The organism is Gordonia sp. ABSL11-1, assembly GCF_030315685.1.
In the GTDB taxonomy this organism is placed as follows: Bacteria; Actinomycetota; Actinomycetes; order Mycobacteriales; family Mycobacteriaceae; genus Gordonia.
This window is the reverse complement of the sequence record NZ_JASXSI010000029.1, coordinates 1-17272: the sequence shown is the minus strand read 5'-3', so window position 1 is coordinate 17272 and position 17272 is coordinate 1. Positions and strand designations below refer to the sequence as shown.

17 protein-coding genes are annotated in these 17272 nt (G+C 67.8%); 9 read left to right on the top strand and 8 right to left on the bottom strand.

The annotated features are described in order from the left end of the window. Positions 1-67 precede the first annotated feature (67 nt). Entirely contained in the window at positions 68-1195 is a 1128-nt protein-coding gene (locus QSJ19_RS23350; protein WP_286323407.1) for a citrate synthase 2, read from the top strand. A gap of 39 nt (positions 1196-1234) precedes the next feature. Here the strand turns inward: QSJ19_RS23350 and QSJ19_RS23345 are convergent, their stop codons facing one another. The 3 genes from QSJ19_RS23345 to QSJ19_RS23335 are packed head-to-tail and all read right to left on the bottom strand — an operon-like array spanning position 1235 to position 4471. After that, on the bottom strand, positions 1235-2878 hold the full coding sequence (locus QSJ19_RS23345; RefSeq protein WP_286323406.1) for an ABC transporter permease: 1644 nt from the start codon (positions 2876-2878) through the stop codon (positions 1235-1237). Further along, complete coding sequence (locus tag QSJ19_RS23340; RefSeq protein WP_286323405.1) at positions 2875-3822, bottom strand: ABC transporter ATP-binding protein; 948 nt, start codon at positions 3820-3822, stop codon at positions 2875-2877. The genes QSJ19_RS23345 and QSJ19_RS23340 overlap by 4 nt, the downstream gene beginning before the upstream one ends. Continuing rightward, the gene (locus tag QSJ19_RS23335; RefSeq protein ID WP_286323404.1) at positions 3806-4471 is read right to left on the bottom strand and encodes a TetR/AcrR family transcriptional regulator; all 666 of its coding nucleotides are present in this window, start codon (positions 4469-4471) and stop codon (positions 3806-3808) included. The genes QSJ19_RS23340 and QSJ19_RS23335 overlap by 17 nt, the downstream gene beginning before the upstream one ends. A gap of 160 nt (positions 4472-4631) precedes the next feature. Between QSJ19_RS23335 and QSJ19_RS23330 the strand changes: the two genes are divergently transcribed. From QSJ19_RS23330 to QSJ19_RS23315, 4 genes are all read left to right on the top strand, one after another. After that, entirely contained in the window at positions 4632-5222 is a 591-nt protein-coding gene (locus QSJ19_RS23330) for a hypothetical protein (RefSeq protein WP_286323403.1), read from the top strand. Between the two features lie 10 nt (positions 5223-5232). Continuing rightward, a complete protein-coding gene (gene serC, locus QSJ19_RS23325; protein WP_286323402.1) occupies positions 5233-6378 on the top strand; it encodes a phosphoserine transaminase in 1146 nt (381 codons plus the stop codon). Positions 6379-6701: 323 nt separating this feature from the next. Then, entirely contained in the window at positions 6702-7724 is a 1023-nt protein-coding gene (gene sepH / locus QSJ19_RS23320; RefSeq protein ID WP_286323401.1) for a septation protein SepH, read from the top strand. A gap of 11 nt (positions 7725-7735) precedes the next feature. Continuing rightward, on the top strand, positions 7736-8509 hold the full coding sequence (locus QSJ19_RS23315; RefSeq protein ID WP_286323399.1) for a DUF6928 family protein: 774 nt from the start codon (positions 7736-7738) through the stop codon (positions 8507-8509). A gap of 119 nt (positions 8510-8628) precedes the next feature. Here QSJ19_RS23315 and QSJ19_RS23310 read toward each other — a convergent pair whose 3' ends face one another. Together QSJ19_RS23310 and QSJ19_RS23305 are read right to left on the bottom strand one after the other, a co-directional pair. Then, positions 8629-8979: a DUF2537 domain-containing protein gene (locus QSJ19_RS23310; RefSeq protein ID WP_286323398.1), complete on the bottom strand. Its 351-nt coding sequence runs from the start codon at positions 8977-8979 to the stop codon at positions 8629-8631. Next, positions 8976-9830, bottom strand: a complete 855-nt coding sequence (locus tag QSJ19_RS23305) for a TrmH family RNA methyltransferase (RefSeq protein WP_286323397.1) — start codon at positions 9828-9830, stop codon at positions 8976-8978. The genes QSJ19_RS23310 and QSJ19_RS23305 overlap by 4 nt, the downstream gene beginning before the upstream one ends. 103 nt (positions 9831-9933) lie before the next feature. Between QSJ19_RS23305 and QSJ19_RS23300 the strand changes: the two genes are divergently transcribed. Continuing rightward, positions 9934-11178 (top strand): GNAT family N-acetyltransferase, encoded by a 1245-nt coding sequence (locus QSJ19_RS23300; RefSeq protein WP_286323396.1) that lies wholly within the window; start codon positions 9934-9936, stop codon positions 11176-11178. 76 nt (positions 11179-11254) lie between these two features. On the opposite strand, the gene QSJ19_RS23295 is transcribed toward QSJ19_RS23300, so the two are convergent. Together QSJ19_RS23295 and QSJ19_RS23290 are read right to left on the bottom strand one after the other, a co-directional pair. Further along, the gene (locus QSJ19_RS23295; RefSeq protein WP_286323395.1) at positions 11255-11725 is read right to left on the bottom strand and encodes a MarR family transcriptional regulator; all 471 of its coding nucleotides are present in this window, start codon (positions 11723-11725) and stop codon (positions 11255-11257) included. 146 nt (positions 11726-11871) lie between these two features. Then, entirely contained in the window at positions 11872-13278 is a 1407-nt protein-coding gene (locus QSJ19_RS23290) for an NCS2 family permease (RefSeq protein WP_502876335.1), read from the bottom strand. 193 nt (positions 13279-13471) lie between these two features. Here QSJ19_RS23290 and QSJ19_RS23285 point away from each other — a divergent pair, with 193 nt between their 5' ends. The 3 genes from QSJ19_RS23285 (at position 13472) to QSJ19_RS23275 (ending at position 16475) form a co-directional block, all read left to right on the top strand. Beyond that, positions 13472-13720 (top strand): DUF2530 domain-containing protein, encoded by a 249-nt coding sequence (locus QSJ19_RS23285; RefSeq protein WP_286323393.1) that lies wholly within the window; start codon positions 13472-13474, stop codon positions 13718-13720. A gap of 86 nt (positions 13721-13806) precedes the next feature. Then, on the top strand, positions 13807-15879 hold the full coding sequence (locus QSJ19_RS23280) for a DUF2339 domain-containing protein (protein WP_286323392.1): 2073 nt from the start codon (positions 13807-13809) through the stop codon (positions 15877-15879). A 239-nt stretch (positions 15880-16118) separates the two neighbouring features. After that, positions 16119-16475: a hypothetical protein gene (locus tag QSJ19_RS23275; RefSeq protein WP_353507173.1), complete on the top strand. Its 357-nt coding sequence runs from the start codon at positions 16119-16121 to the stop codon at positions 16473-16475. A gap of 149 nt (positions 16476-16624) precedes the next feature. Here the strand turns inward: QSJ19_RS23275 and QSJ19_RS23270 are convergent. Further along, positions 16625-17272, bottom strand: a 648-nt coding sequence (locus QSJ19_RS23270; RefSeq protein WP_286323390.1) for an HNH endonuclease signature motif containing protein, incomplete at its 5' end; no start/stop codon positions are given.

Here is a 17272-nt window from a genome sequence, read left to right as displayed (position 1 = left end):
GCCCGGGAGTGTCTGCTGCCCTAGAGTCAGCGATGTCCACAATGAAGTGTCGAGATGGGTGGTCACCATGGCGAACAACGTCCCTGACGATTTCGTACCCGGCCTGGAGGGTGTCGTCGCGTTCACCACCGACATCGCCGAGCCCGACAAGGACGGTGGCAATCTGCGCTACCGCGGCGTCGACATCGAGGACCTCGTCGAGAACCACGTCACCTTCGCCGACGTGTGGGCGCTGCTCGTCGACGGCCGTTTCGGTGACGGCCTGCCCCCTGCCGAACCCTTCCCGCTGCCGATCCACACCGGTGACGTCCGCGTCGACGTCCAGGCCGCCCTGGCCATGCTCGCCCCCATCTGGGGCTACCAGCCACTGCTCGACATCGACGACGCCACCGCCCGCGCCAACCTCGCCCGCGCCTCGGTGATGGCGCTGTCCTACGTCGCCCAATCCGCCCGCGGCATCCATCAGCCCGCCGTCCCCCAACACATCATCGACGAGTGCGACACCGTCACCGCACGCTTCATGACCCGTTGGAAGGGCGATCCCGACCCCCAACACATCCGCGCCATCGACGCGTACTGGGTCAGCGCCGCCGAACACGGCCTCAACGCCTCCACCTTCACCGCACGCGTCATCTCCTCCACCGGCGCCGACGTCGCCGCCGCACTCTCCGGTGCGATCGGCGCCATGTCCGGACCATTGCACGGCGGCGCCCCCGCCCGCGTGCTCCCGATGATCGAAGAGGTCGAACGCACCGGCGACGCCCGCGGCCTGGTCCGCGGCGTCCTCGACCGCAAAGAGAAACTGATGGGCTTCGGCCACCGCGTCTACCGCGCCGAAGATCCGCGCGCCCGCGTATTGCGCCGCACCGCACAGGAACTCGGCGTCCCTCGCTACGAGATCGCCGCCGCCCTCGAACAGGCCGCACTCACCGAGCTCCGAGAACGTCGACCCGACCGGGCCATCGAGACCAACGTCGAGTTCTGGGCCGCGGTGATCCTCGACTTCGCCGAGGTGCCCACGCACATGATGCCCGCGATGTTCACCTGCGGACGTACCGCGGGCTGGTGCGCCCACATCCTCGAACAGAAGCGTCTCGGCAAACTCGTCCGACCTGCCGCCATCTACACCGGACCCGCCCCACGCCGGCCCGAAGACGTCCCCGGTTGGGGTGAACTCACCAAGCCCGGGCTCTGAGTCGCCGGGGGCGACTGTCGGCATCGGCTGGGTGGGACCTCACCCGATGTCGCGCCACCGGAATGCCGCCCACGCCAGAGCCGTGAACACCACTGTGAGGCAGAGCATCACGATCGCCGGAGTCCACACCATCGGCTCGACCGGCACCAGAGGGGTGTGCGTGTACGGCGACAGATCTTGCGCCCACTGGGGTAAGTCGAACATGCCGGACAGCGGTCCGAGGAACAAAGCGACGATGACCAGCAACCACCCGATCGGCACCAGGGCGGTTCGGATCGCGTACAGGGCCAGCATGATCGACGACATGACGAGCGCGGCCGGGATCTGTGCCGTCGCCGACCGGAACGCATCGCCGCCCGCCGACGACCAGTCACCGCCGGCGATCCCGTTCCCGAGGGTCAACGCGGTCGCGGCCAGCTCCAGGATGACGACGACACCGGCGCCGGTCAGAGCGGCGTGGTCGAGGAGGTACCGGCCGCGTGCGGTCGGCGTGGCGAGCAGGAGTTCGGTGCGGGCCCGGGTCTCCTCACCCCGCATCCGCGTCGCGACGTTGACCGCCCATGTACCCGCAGCGACCGCGAAGAACCCCATCATCGTGATCCCGAAGAGGGTGCTCAGATCGGCGTCGACCCCGGACTGGCGGACGACGTCGCCGAATTGCGAGTTGCCCGAGGCGAGTTCGTCGACCGAGGGCTGCATGAAGCCCACCACGAGACCGTAGACGACGAGCGCGCCGACCCAGGAACCCAGCAGCGGGAGGGTCAGTCGGGCCACCACCGCCTCGGGCGACGAGAGGCGCGATGTCGCCGCCGGTCCGGGTCGTGGCGCGATGAGGCCGGCATCGATGTCGCGGCGCCGGGACAGCACTCCCGCCAGGATCCCACCGCCCACGAACACCGCAAGCGAGGGCAGTGCCCACCACACGGCGTTGTCGGCGAACGGATCGATCGATTCCGCCCACCCCATCGGCGAGATCCACCGCAGCCCGCCCCAGCTGCCGGAGGCGTCGGCGACACCCCGCAGCAGATAGCCGAGGATCACCACCGAGGAGGCCGTCAGATTCGCGATGTGAGAGGTCTTCGCGATCTGCGCGGCGACGAGCGCGACTCCGGCAGCTGCCATCCCGGTGCTCGCGTACTGCGCGAAGACCGCGAGCACATCGATGACCCCGGCCCCCAACGGAAAGAGCATCACCGACATCCCCAGTGCGATCACCACACTGAAGGCGGTGGCCGCGATCGACGCCGCCGCGAGCGATGCCAACGGTCCGGTGGCACCCGCCCGGACGAATTCGGCACGGCCGAGCTCCTCCTCCTTACGGGTCTGGCGGACCACGAGCAACACGACACACACCGCGAGTGCAGCGATCATGAACAGGCCGGCCCGCCAGACAGTCAGTGCGGCAGCGGAATCGGTGTTGTCGATGGGACCGAGCAAGAACAGGAATGCCGCGTTCCCGCCGAGACCGGTCCGCGCACCGGCACGTTGTTCGGCGGTCGAGTACATGCTCGTGATGGACGCCGCGGTCGAGGAGTTGATCAGCGCGAAGACGACTACGCTGATCACCGCGAGAAGCCGCTCACGACGAACGGCCAGGCGCAACAGGAGTCCGGTCCGGGTGAACAGCGCCGACGAGCTCGGCGCCCGCGTCGCAGATGATGTCGCGGACACGACGGTGGTCATGGCCGCGTCCCGTCGTCGGACAGCGCTTGGTCGGCGAAGACCGGGTCGTCGGAATACGCATGCAGGAACAGCTCTTCGAGGCTCGGCGGTTCGACCGACAGGGCACTGACGTCGAGGCCGGCGAGTGCTCTGGTCACCGCGCCGAGTGCCGCGTCGTCGACGGTGAAGACGACGACACCGTCCTGGACGTCGAGGTCGTGGACTCCGTCGACGATCGACAGGTCGCCGAGATCACCGGCCACGGTGGCGGTCACCCGGGACCGGCGCAGATGGCGCAGGTCCGCGAGACTGCCCGACTGGACCGTGCGTCCCGCGCGGATGATCGTGACCGTCTCGCAGAGTTCCTCGACCTCGGCCAGGATGTGGCTCGACATCAACACCGCGGAGCCGGCCGCGGCCCGCTCCCGCACACAGTTCATGAACTGTCGCGTCATCAGGGGGTCGAGCCCCGACGTCGGCTCGTCGAGGATGAGCAGTTCCGCGTCGGCGCACAGCGCCGCGATGAGTGCCACCTTCTGCCGGTTCCCCTTCGAGTAGGTGGATGCCTTCTTGGTCGGGTCGAGTTCGAACCGGTCGATGAGTTCGGTTTTGCGCGAACCGGATTCGACGCGGACCCCGCGCAGCGACAGCAACAGGTCGATGCACTCACCGCCGGTCAGCTGTGGCCACAGGTTCACGTCGCCCGGGACGTAGGCGAGCCGCCGATGGATGTCCACGGCATCGGACAACGGATCGGCACCGAAGACACGTGCATGTCCGCCGTCATGTCGATACAGACCCAGCAGGACGCGGATCGTCGTCGACTTCCCCGCCCCGTTCGGCCCGAGGAACCCGGCCACCTCCCCCGGCGCCACACGCAGATCCAGACCGTCGAGAGCGCGGAAGGAACCGAATCGCTTGCACAGTCCGACCACATCGATCACCGCATCAGTTCGTGGGCGCATCGTGTTCCTCTCGGTAGGCGAGCACCGTGTCGAGCAACGACTCGTCGGCCATCACGCCGTGGACGGCGACCTCCGTCGCGGGGACCAGCACGCGGTCGACGTAGGAGCGCAGGATCGAGCCGGCATCCGACCAGTCCGCAGGGGGATGCATGACGACGTCGACGAGCAGTGCGCCCATCGACTGCGCGACCATGTAACGCGCCCGCGCACGTTCATCCCGCGACGGACGTACGGTGCCCGTCACGACCCCATGACGGAATGTGGCCTCGGCGTCGCCGGCGAGGTGATCGAGCAACTGCCGGGCCATGTCGCCACCCGCCTGCAGACTGCGGATCAGATAGACGATGCGCGGCCCGTCCTCATCGATCGTGTCCAGTGTGGTGAGAATTCCGCCGAACGCCTGTGGGCCGGCGCCGACGTCGAGACTGGCCTCGTTCACCTCACGGGTCCGGCGCAATACGTGGTCGTCGCACTCCGAACGCAGCTTCTCCTTGCTGCCGAAGTGATGGATCACCAGCCCCGGACTCACCCCGGCCGCGTCGGCGATGGTGCGCACGGTCGCCGAGAACCCGTCGCGGGCGAACACCTCGATCGCGGTGTCTCGCAGACGGGCACGGGTCGTGCGATCGTCGGCATGCGTTGTACGCATGTTCAGTAGACTAAACGCGTGTTCAGCGGAGGTCAAAGGGATCGGCGCCGTAGGCCCCGATTCACAGATGACGGAGAACGTAACGGTGAGCGTTACGTTCTCCGTCATCTGCTCTGGCGTGCACACTGACGAGACAGGCGACCCGAGGACGGTGATGGAGGTGACGACACTCCACTGGATTCCGCTCGGTGCCGGCAGCAGCGTGGTTCCCCACTGCGGTCGCGCTTACGAGGCGGTCTGTGCGGTCAGGGAGCACCGAACCCGCCGACAACTCGTGCACGCCGCACTGACCGTCGAGCAGGACGGCCTGGTCCACACCGTCGAGCAGGCACCGGCGTGGGCGGACCGGCACACCGACCGCGGTGTGCGCATGACCGGACCGGTGGGCCTGCGATGGCTGGGACGCTTCCGCCTGTTCCGCTACGAGATCCGCTGCTGGCCGGGCGGCACCATTCCCGATCTCGATCGAGCCTTGGCACACACCGAGATCCCGTCCGATCCGACGCGCACGTCCGCTCTGATCGAACTCGCCGGCGAGGTGCCGATGCACACCTGGGGGCGCGACGAGATCGGCGTCGGCGACATGTGGAACTCGAACTCGGTCATCGCATGGCTGCTGGTGCGCAGCGGTCATGACCTGACATCACTGCGCCCACCTGCGGGGTGCCGGGCACCTGGCTGGCGGGCGGGACTCGTCGCCGCCGACGGTGACGAGGGACCACGACCAGGGTGGTCGCGGCCACATCCCTAGACTCACCGGTATGAGTGACACCGCCACCGCACCGATCACGATCCCCGCCGACCTCCTGCCGTCGGACGGCCGCTTCGGTTGCGGTCCGTCCAAGGTGCGCCCCGAACAACTGCAGTCCCTCGTCGACACCGGGGCGTCGGTGTTCGGCACCAGCCACCGACAGGCTCCCGTCAAGAACGTCGTCGGGTCGATCCGAGCCGGACTCGCCGAGCTGTTCGCCCTCCCCGAGGGCTATGAGGTCGTCCTGTCCAACGGCGGCACCACCGCATTCTGGGACGCCGCGGCCTTTGGCCTGATCAAGCAGCGTTCACTGCACCTGACCTACGGCGAGTTCTCGTCGAAGTTCGCGACCGTCGCCAAGAAAGCGCCGTTCCTGGACTCGCCGTCGGTGATCTCGACCGACCCGGGCACCGCTCCGGACCCGGCGGCCCTGACCGCCGACGACTTCGGCGGCATCGACCTCATCGCCTGGGCGCAGAACGAGACCTCGACCGGCGTCTCCGTGCCGGTCACCCGGCCCGCCGGTTCCGACGACGCGCTGGTCGCCATCGACGCCACCTCGGGTGCCGGTGGACTGCCGGTCGAAGTGGGCGATTCCGACGTCTACTACTTCGCGCCGCAGAAATGCTTCGCCTCCGACGGCGGCATCTGGATCGCCCTGATGAGCCCACGTGCCCTCGAACGCATCTCTCAGATCGCCGAGACCGACCGTTGGTGCCCGGAGTTCCTGTCGCTGCCGACCGCGGTCGACAACAGCAGCAAGAACCAGACCTACAACACACCTGCGGTCGCGTCACTCCTGCTGCTCGACAACCAGATCCAGTGGATGCTCGGGCAGGGCGGACTCGACTGGTGCGTCTCGCGAACCGCCGACAGCAGCTCACGGCTGTACCAGTGGGCCGAGGCCAGCGAATTCGCGACGCCGTTCGTGACCGATCCTGCACACCGCAGCCAGGTCGTCGGCACCATCGACTTCGACGACGACGTCGATGCCGCCGCCGTCGCCAAGGCCCTGCGCGCCAACGGTGTCGTCGACACCGAGCCGTACCGCAAGCTCGGCCGCAACCAGCTACGCGTCGGCATGTTCCCGGCGATCGACCCCGACGACGTGAGCAAGCTGACCGAGTGCATCGACTTCGTCGTCGACAAGCTCTGAGGCAAGGGCCGCACCACTGATCGAGTGGTGGCCGCACACCCATCGCTGATCGAGTAGCTGCGAACAAGAGTGAGTGGCGTATCGAGATCGATGTGCGAGGCCGCGATACGCCTCGGGCTCGCTCCGCCCACTCGCGGCTGGTCGACCATCAGGCAGCGCGTGGGTGACCATCAGGTGACACACCTGTAGCCTGGGCCCCACGGGCCACATCGGCAACAACCTTGCTGATCTGCGGTTTTACCGCGTGTCCCGCGCTCGGACGAGTCCGGGCTGGATTACCCTGACCGCAATGCCCGCACTCGTGGTGGCTGGAGGAGGAGCAGATGCGTGAGCTTCGCGTCGTCGGCGTAGAGACCGATGGCAGCCATGTCATCTGCCAGGACTCCGAGTCGGGTGAGAAGTTCCGGATCGCAGCCGATGAGCGTCTCCGCGCCGCGGCCCGCGGTGACATCTCACGATTGGGGCAGATCGAGATCGAAATGGAAAGCTCACTCCGGCCACGCGAAATCCAGGCCCGCATCCGTGCGGGCGCCACTGTGACCGAGGTCGCCGCCCTGGCCGGCGTCCCGCTCGACAAGATCGAACGTTTCGCCCACCCCGTCCTGCTCGAGCGCTCCCGCGCGACGGAATTGGCATCGTTGTCCCATCCGATCCGCGAGGACGGACCGTCGGTCTCCACCCTGGGTGAGGTCGTCGCCGAGGCCTTCACCGCGCTGGGCCACAGCCAGCAGGACGTCGAATGGGACGCGTGGAAGGGCGACGACGGCCACTGGGTCGTACAGGTCGGCTGGCACGTGGGCCGCACCGACAACCACGCACACTGGCGCTTCCAGCCGGGAGCCCACGGCGGCACCGCAGATCCGCTCGACGACCTCGCCGACGAACTGACCCACCCCGAGACCATCACGCCGCGTCGTCGACTCACCCCGGTGGCCACGCCCGATCTCGCACCCGCGGTGGAACCCGCCCGGGTGGCCGGCCGCTCGGCCGACGGCCATGACGAGGTCACCTTCGACGCCGATCGCCTGATCGATGCGCAGCGCACCCGGTCGGGTGCGATCCCGCCGACTCATGACGAGCACGGAACCGTCGCGCTCGACTTCGGTTCCACCGACGACAACGACCGCTGGAGCGAGCCGGCATCCGAGGGGACCACCGAGACCCGAGGCGAGGGCACCGGTACCGAGTCGGACGACGACACCGCGCCCGCCGCGACGACCGCATCGGGCGAGTCCGCCGACGGTTCGGATGCCGCGCCCGCCAAGCCGCGCCGTCGCTCCCGCAAGCCGGCCGTCCCGGCGTGGGAAGACGTACTCCTCGGCGTCCGCAGCAACGGCAACAGCTAACCTCTATCGACGTGTCGGCACGCGCAGTCACCCTCTGGTTCCTCGACAGCGACGATCCCGTCGCACTCCTCCGCGGATGTGCGGCCAATGACGTTGTCGCATCACAGAAGTTGGCGGAAGCAATCTACGGTGACCGGGTCCTGGTGCCGGTTGCCGACACCAGCTTGGCCGCCGCGGCATCCGCCCAGGACGCCCACGTCTACGCCGGCTGGTACGGGCGTCTCGCCGTGATCTCCTGCTCGCTGTTCGCGACGACCGAGCCGTCCACCCTGACCCGAACGATCGCGTCCATCCGACAGAGCGCGGCGGCCACGCTGCTGGTCACCGATCCGGAACGTTCGGTGGGTGCGTTCGCCCGGTGGGAGGACGGCGAGCTGCGCCGATCGTTCGCGGCCGACCCGATCACCATCGTCGAGGACACCGGCCTCCCCTATCCGTTCGAAAGGCCTTTCTGGGCGGGCGATTTCCCGCTGCAGTACGCGCCGGGGGTCGCACCCGAACCGCTCGCCCTGCCGTTCCACCCGCAACAACTCGCCGAACAGGCCAACCGGGAGTGGCTCGGATTCCGGTTCACCCCACCATTCGTCGAGTCCGATCTCGATCCCAACCGGATTCCCGTCACCGCGTTCGCCATTCATCCGTCCGATTACGTTCCGTCGGCGGCGGACAGGGAGCGCTACCAGCATCGCAGCGGAGTCGCGACCGTCGGTCCGGAGCCCGCCGACGATACCGAACAGCCGACGCGACGACGCGGGAAGTTGGCGCGGTACTTCGGCTTCGGCTGACGGTCCGCACTCGATCCCGAAGAAGTCCGCAGCGCCGAAGGCCGAGTGTCACGAAGGCCCCCTTCGACACTCGGCTGGCGCCTCATTCCTCACAGATCAAGTGGCGGACGGCGCAGCGATCAACGCCCGAGCGCGAGAAGTGCCACGGCCGAACCTGATCCGGCCAGCAGTCCGATGAGGCTGCCCCAGACGATCCAGCGCCAGACGGGCCGATCGCGCAGATCCCACAGGGTCCATCCCAGGCCCACCGTCACGACGACGACTGCCGCCACCCCCAGCCACGGAACGAGACCGCCGATCAGTTCGTAGACACCGACGAGCAGGAACGTCGCGAACAGGGCGCAGGCGATGGTCACGGTGATGCCCAGGCCCCAGGGCGTCGGCTCGACAACCCGATCGTCATCGGCCGCCGACGACGCGAGCGCAGCAGCGGACAGTCGCCGGGGACGCTCGCGGTCGGGTGAGGTCATACGTCCATGGTGCCCGATCGGGCTCGTTCATAGAACGCGATCGCCGCGGCCGTCGCCACGTTGAGCGAATCGGTGCCGCGGCTCATCGGGATTCGGGCGCGGACATCGCTGGCGCGCATGGCCGTCTCGGACAGTCCTGGCCCCTCCGCGCCCACCAGGAACGCGATCCGGTCGGCATCGACGGCGGAGGCGAGCGGGACCGAGCCCTCCCCCGGGGTGAGGGAGACGAGCCGGAATCCCGCGTCCCGCACCGTAGGAAGGTCCCGCGGCCAGTCGTCGAACCGTGCGAATGGCACCAGCAGTGCATGCCCCATCGACACGCGGACGCACCGTCGGTACAGCGGATCGGCGCATCCCGCGCCGAACAGGACCGCGTCCACTCCGAGACCGGCGGCGTTGCGGAAGATGCTGCCGATGTTCTCGTGGTCGTTGACACCTTCGAGGATCGCGACGGTTCGTGCCATCGCGATCACGTCGTCGACCTGCAGGGCCGGTGGACGGCGCGCCGCACCCAGCACACCACGGTTCAGGTGGAATCCGACGACCTCGGCCATCACCTCGGCGCTCCCACGATAGAAGGGCACGCCGTCGAGTGACGGCTCGGTGAGGTCGTCGGCGAGCTCGGTCAGTCGTTTGTCGACGCCGAGGAAGGCGTGCGGGGCGAAGCGCGACGCGATCATGCGTTGCACGACGAGCACGCCCTCGGCGATCACCAGTCCTTTGCCGACCCGTCCGCCGGGGAGTGCAGGAAGATCGGGTCGGCGGTCGACCGAGTTGAGATCGCGGAAGTCGTCGACGCGGGGATCGGCGGGGTCGTCGATGTCGATGACGTCGACTCGGATGCTGTCCACCTCGACAGTCTGCCAAGCCACCGCGCGACCGCTTCGGGCAGGCCATGGCGATTTCGGAGGGGTTGGGCGATGCCTGTCGAGGGCGTTGTGAAACGGTTGTCGGGTGAGTATTCCGCAGGCCGCATCGTCCGAACTCACCGTGGCTCGTGCCACCGACGACGACTGGGACGAGATCTTCGCGACCGACGCCCGAGCCTTCTTGTTCACCAATCCGCTGTCGGCGGCCGAGCAGGCGGACATGCGCGGGAAGGTCGACAACGCCGACGTCGTCCTCGTGCGCGACCCCGACGGACTGGTCGGTCGACCGCTCGTCGGGGTGTCGATGTTCTACCGCATGACGATGACCGTGCCCGGCGAGACGCAGCATCCCGCGGCCGGTCTGTCGTGGGTGTCGGTCGCCGGTACCCATCGTCGCCGCGGGATCCTGCGGACGATGATCACGGAGCTGTTCGATCAATGGGAGTCCGAGGAGCAGGTGTTCGCCATCCTCACCGCGAGTGAGGCGACGATCTACGAGCGGTTCGGCTTCGGCCCCGCGTGCTTCTCCACCGAGATCAGCGTCGACCTCGCCGCGGCGAAGGTCCGTCGTCGGGCCGACCGCAAGTCGTCGCCGGTCAACTACGCCACGGCCGACGACGTCGCAGCGCGAATCCCCGAATTGCATGCACGATGGGCGGCGATGACCCCGGGCGCGCTCGCCCGGTCACGATCCTGGTGGGATCCGATCCTGGCCGACCGCGAATCGCAGCGCCCGGCGCACAGCAGCGGGCTGCACTACCTCCTGCATCCCGACGGTTACGCGAGCTACCGGATCAACACGTCCATCGAGCCCACTCGTGCCGACGTCGCCGAGGTCTTCGCCGTCACCGACGCCGCCCACACCGATCTGTGGCGCGTCCTCGTCGGACTCGATCTCCTGCCCACGCTCACCGCGTCGATCCCGGTCGACGACCCGCTGCAGGCCAAGCTGACCAACCACAGGGCGGTGTCGGTGACCGGCGTCGACGACAAGATGTGGTTGCGCATCCTCGACGTCCCTCGGGCGCTGACCGCGCGCAGCTATTCCGCCGATCTCGATGTCGTCATCGAGGTGACCGACGAATTCCGCGGCCGCGGAGGCGTCTTCGACCTGTCGATCCGCAACGGCGGCGCCATCGTGGTACCGAGCGTGGCCGCGCCGACGGTCCGACTCGACATCTCGGTCCTCGGCTCGCTGTTCCTCGGTGGGATGACGGCACGCACCTTTGCGGCCGCTGACCGGCTGTGGACGGACGGTCCGGAGACGCTCGACGTCCTCGACCGCGCTTTCACGACGACACAGGCCCCGTTCGCCGGCACGTTCTTCTGACGCGATCCGAGCCGTCACCTGGTGAACCGCCGCTAGCGTCTCCGCTGACCGGCGGGCCGACTACCGGAGAAGCGACTCAGTGGCCGTCGTCGCCGCCGCTGATGATCTTGGTGATGATCGGGACGACCGCTGCCAACGTCTCACGCTCGGACGGGGTGAGCTCGTCGAGGCGTGCGCTCAGCCATTCCTCGCGGGCGTCGAGTTCGGCGTTGATCACCTCATTGCCGCGGTCTGCCAGGGTGACGATCGCCTGACGACCATCGGTCGGATGCGGCTCACGGCGGACCATGCCCATGTCCGAGAGCGATGCGATGACCCGCGTCATCGACGGCGGCTGAACACGTTCGGCCGTGGCCAAAGCACCAGGGGTCATCGGCCCCTCGTGATGGAGGGTCGACATCGCCGACAACTGGGTCAGCGACACGACCTTGCTCACCCGTCTCCCCCGGAGCCGTCTCGCCAATCGCACGATGGCCAGGGACAACTCGCCGGAGAGGGTCCGTTCCGACATGTCGAGATCCTGGAGGTCGAGGTGTGTGAGTGTCATGTCGTAGGTGTCCTGTTCGTGCGATCTGTGTCTGAGACCACGTGTTTTCCGATGCTAAGCGTAATTCACTTCCGCGTCGGTGCCATGCAATAGCGGCATTTGCCCACAACGGGCGTTGCAGATTGGTCTCTTTGATCGACGCCGGCTCAGCCGATGAGGTCGGAGATCGGTCCGCGCGCGAAGTAGGCGACGAACACCGCGGCGACGATCCAGAGCAGCGGGTGGACGGTTCTGGCCTTCCCGGATGCCACCGCCATGACCACCCAGCTGATGAATCCGACGCCGATGCCGTTGGCGATCGAGTAGGTGAACGGCATGGTGACGATGGTCAGGAACGTCGGCAGGGCGTAGGAGAACTTGGTGAAGTCGATCGAGGTGACCTGACCGATCATCAGTGCCCCGACGACGACCAGTGCGGGCGCGACCGCCTCCAGCGGGATGACCTCGTAGAGCGGGGTCAGGAACATCGCAACCAGGAACAACACACCGGTCACGATGTTGGCGAGACCCGTGCGGGCCCCTTCCGCGATACCCGACGCCGACTCCACGAAGACCGTGTTCGACGACGACGACGCCACACCACCGGCGATCGCACCGGAGCCCTCGACGACGAGTGCGCGGCCGATGCCGGGGAGGTTTCCCTTCTCGTCGGCGAGTCCCGCCTCCTTGCCCAGCCCGGTCATCGTGCCCATCGCGTCGAAGAAGTTCGACAGCACGAGAGTGAATACGAGAACCGAGGCCGCGAGCACCCCGATCCGGGTGAAGGCGCCGAACAGATCGACGTCGAAGACCAGATTCAGATCGGGCAGCCCGCCGAGTCCGTCCGGCACTTCGGGGACCGACAAACTCCACCCGTTCGGATTACTGACGCTTGACCCCAGGTCGAGAGTCGCCTCCAGAATGATTGACACGATCGACGTGATCGCGATGCCGATCAACAGACCGCCGGGGACCTTGCGGACCACCAGGACGCCCATCAACAGAACACCGAGGCAGAAGATGAGCGTCGGGACCGTGGTGATCGAGTTGTCGGTGCCGAGCTGCACCGGCACCGTCGTGCCCGCTGCGTCCGGGATCCGGCGGACGAACCCGGCGTCGACGAAACCGATGAAGGCGATGAACGCACCTATACCGGCTGCGATGGCCGCCTTCAGCTCGGCCGGGACCGCGTTGAAGACGGCGGTGCGGAATCCGGTCACCGCGAGCAACACGATGATGATGCCGTCGATCACGACGAGACCCATGGCCTCCGGCCAGGTCATCTGCGGTGCGATCGTCACCGCGAGCAGACTGTTGATGCCGAGCCCCGCGGCGATCGCGAACGGGTAGTTGGCGACGAGCCCGAAGATGATCGACATGACGCCGGCGACGAGTGCGGTGACCGCCGCGACCTGCGCGAGCGGGAGCACGTTGCCCAGGACGTCGGCGTTCTTGTCGCCCCCGGGTATGCCGCCGATGATGATCGGGTTGAGCACCACGATGTAGGCCATCGTGAAGAAGGTGACGAGACCGCCGCGGATCTCACGGCTCGGCGTCGACCCACGCTGACTGATCTTGAAGAAGCGATCAAGGGTCCCGGAGTGTGCCGTCGGCGTGTCTCCGGTTGCCGTCGGCGGTGGGTCTGCCGGTGGTGACGCCGCGTTCGATGAGGAGGTGGACGCCGTCGACGACTCCGCGAACTCGATCGACGATTTCGTGGGCTCGCTCGACGGATCGGTGGGCACAGTCGAAAGTTACTCTGAAGCCATGCCCGATGCATCCGACATCCCCGAACTCCCGCGCGTCCTGCGAGCCCCCGAGCCCGTCATCATCGCCGGGATGGTCGTGTGGATGGTCGCGACCGTCGTGGTGTGGATGACCGGGTGGGGTGGCGACCGCGCGGTTCAGGTCTGTCTCGTCGGACTGGCCGTCGGAGTGCTCGGTACGACTATCTTTCTCGTACAGCGGGCCGCGTCGCGGCGCGGCGACCGGACGGCGCAGCAGGGACTCGACTGACCGGAGGCACCTTCCGGGACAAACCCCCAACGCAGGTGAGTAGCGTTACTCATCCGCGTGGGAGCAATCGGCGACATGCTCGGGTCATGACCACATCACCCGACGCCGAGCCCACCGCGGTCCTGGACCGGATCGCCGCCGAGTTCGCCGGTATCTCGCGCCAGATGTCCACCGTGTCTGCAGAGTTCGAGGAGCTGCGGACGGTCCTGGCGTCGCGCGGTGCGCGTCGGCCACAGTCCGACGGACCGGCCCCGCACCCCGCACCACCGGTCGCGACGCCGTACCCACAGATGGCCACCCAGGCCTACCCCGGCCGAGCGTATCCGGGAGGGCCGACGCCGATCCAGTCGTATGCGCCACAGCCATATCCGGCGCAGCACTATCCGGCTCACCAGAATCAGACACAGCCATATCCTCCCCAGGGGTATGCCCCCCGGGCCCACATCGGACGGCCACACCCGCAGGCACCGCCACCCACATTGCCGCCGACACCGCCCAGACCATCTCTGTCCGAGAGCATTTCGTCGGCGTCGGATCGGGGTACGGTCGGCAAGCTCCTGGCCGCGGCGGGGGTCGCCGTCACGCTCATCGGCGTCGCACTGTTGCTGGTGCTCGCCGCGCAGGCCGGCGTTCTGCGACCGGAGTTCCGGGTCGCCGGTGGCGCGATCCTCGCCGGCGGGCTCATCGGTGCGGCAGCCTGGTTGCGCCGCAGGGCCGATGGGCGCACCGGCGCCGTCGCCCTCGCGGCGACCGGAGTCGCCGCCGCCTATCTGGACGTCCTTGCCGCCACCAGGATCTACGGCTGGCTGCCCATCGTCGCCGGACTGACCGTGGCCGCGGTCGTCGCCGGCGGCGGGCTCGCGATCGCACGGCTCTGGGACAGTGAAGCACTCGGCCTGCTCGTCGTCGTACCGCTGATCGTCCTGGCTCCGGTGTTGACCGACGGGCTCGACCTCGTGCTGATCGCGTTCATGATCGTCCTCGCCGCAGCCGGACTGGGTGTTCAGATCGGCCGCGACTGGATCTGGTTGCACGCCGTCCGGATGGCGGCCCCGGTGGTTCCGCTGACGCTGATCGCGGTGTTCACCTCGATCACCTCGTCGGACACCGGCTCCGCGTGGCAGTATTCGCTCGCGGTGTCCCTGACGCTGGTCCTCGCTCTGGGGTCCGCGGTGATCCTGCTCCCGAACAGTACCCACGGCGTTGCCCATGCGGTCATCGTGGTCTGCTCGACCATCCCGGTGCTGGCATCGGGCGCGGTGGTCGACAGAGTCACCGCGGCGGGCATCGCGGGAGCGTCCGCCGCGCTCGTCCTCGCCGTCGTCGGTCTGTGCCGTGACCGGCGGGGCTTCTCCCCGGTCGTACGTCAGGTCCTCGCCGCGCTCGCAGCGGTGTTGCTGCTCATCGCGACCGCAGTCGCCTTCGATGCCGATGTCGCGGTGCCCGTGATCCTCGGCCTGTCGGCGATCGGAGCAACCGCGGCCCGATCAGCTTTCACGCAGTCGCGTTCCACGGGGCCACGTTCCACCCGGTCACGGTCGACCCTGGCGCCGGTGTGGCTCGGCAGTTCGATCATGTTCTGGCTGTTCGGTCTTCAGGGTCTGCTCACCGACGCCCCGATCCGCGTCCTCTCCGACGCGGATGCCACAGCGGCGGCCGCATCGCCCACGATCCTGATCTCGGGCCTGCTGTTGGCCGCTGCGGCCGTGGTGATCGCCAGGGCGGTGACGCAGATGATCGGCACCGCCCCGGAACTCGCCTGGGTGGGTCGGCTGGCCTCCTCGGTCGCGGCAGTCACCGTCATCTACGCCGTCGCCCTGGTCAGCGTGGTGGTGGGTGTGCTCATCGGCGGGGACCGAGGGTTTCTCGCGGGACACGTCGCGACCACCATCTGCTGGATGGCGTTGGCAACGACGGCACTTCTCTACGCACGCAGGATGCACGGCCCCTCACGCAACGCCGCGGTGACCGGCGGACTGGCCCTCGTCGCAGCGGCCATGGCGAAACTGTTCCTGTTCGATCTGGCCACCCTCGACGGCATCTTCCGGGTCGTCGTGTTCATCGTGGTCGGCCTGAGCCTGCTCGCCCTGGGGTCGTGGTACGCGAAGATCCTGGGCCGCGACGAGACGTCGCGCGGAGCGGCGCACTCTCACCTTTGACCTACCCGCCGAAGGTCACGACGTCCAGGTCCAGCGGCATGGCGTCGGTGACCTCCTTGTCGACGGGTTCCGGCGCGTACGGAACATGCAGGCGTCGGGGTCGGCACGGCGTCCCGTCGTTTCGCGAACAAGGAAGAGATCATCGACACGCTGTTCGAAGAACGGCTGCAGGCCGGTCGAGGCGGTCGCCCGGGAAGCGCTCGACGAACCAGACCCGTGGAAGGCGCTGACCTACTCACCTGAGACGCGCGCTGCGGATGCAGTTCGGCGATCGCGGTCTGCATCAGATCCTCGACGATCCGACCCTCGGCGACACACGGATCGCCGACGTCCGCGTCCGTATCGCTTCCCTGATCGTCGAACTCGTACGGCGCGCCAAGGAGGCCCGAGTCATCCGCGACGACTTCGAACCGACCGATGTCACGTTCATCCAGTCGGCGATGGCCCCCATCATGGACAGCACCCGCGACGTCGCCCCCGACGTCTACGAGCGATACCTGACCTCCTTTCTCGACGGAATCCGCAGCGAGGACCTGGGGATTCACGCCATTGCCAGCGGCTGCACTCAGCTCCGAGACCACCCACAAGGGCCATGACGGCTCGGCGGCGGTCACCTCACACCATCGAGCGTGAGTCCGCCGCACAGCGCTGACCGTGCTCAATTCTTGTCGAGTGTCCCCGTGGCGGTGGGCACACTCGATGAAGTCTTGGGCTCGGTCGGCGAGCTGTCAGGCCCGGACCACGGTCAGGAGCGGGTGCCCGTGACGAGCAGGAGTGCCAGGCGTGCTTCCACGACCGAGAGCGGTGGCGGGATGGTCTCCGCGAGCTGCAGCCTGGACTCCGGTGGTGGTTCGGTTGTCGGTGGTGGTGGGTGCATCCGGGCACGCGCCTGCCCCAAATACTGGTTGTAGAGCGATGCGATGTCGGGACGCCGATTCATCTGCTCGGGATTGGGTGGCGCATCGGGAGAACTGTTGCGCCGCCACCAGGCACGCCCTGCGTGCGGGCCAACTCGGTATACACCGGTGGTGAACTGCCCGACCCGATGCCCGACCATCCGATTGTGCTTGGGACACGCCGGCGCCAAGTCGACGATGTCAGTCGCGCCGCCCTCGGCGAAATCCTGTGCAGCGTGGTGCATCTCGACCTGGGTGGCCGGCTGATCACAGCCAGGCGCTGAGCACACCTCGCCGTCGGGTCGGGCGAACGAGGCCAACCGTTGCCCTTGCGAGGCCAACCGTTTGGCCCGCCCCAGATACAACGGCACCGCGGTGTGCTCGGCGAAGACCGCCAAATACTGCTGGGCGTCGGCAGCCAGTCGGATCACGTCGCCGATCGGCAGCAGCGACCCGGTGGCGGTGGTCGCCACACCAGCTTCGCGTTTCAGATCATT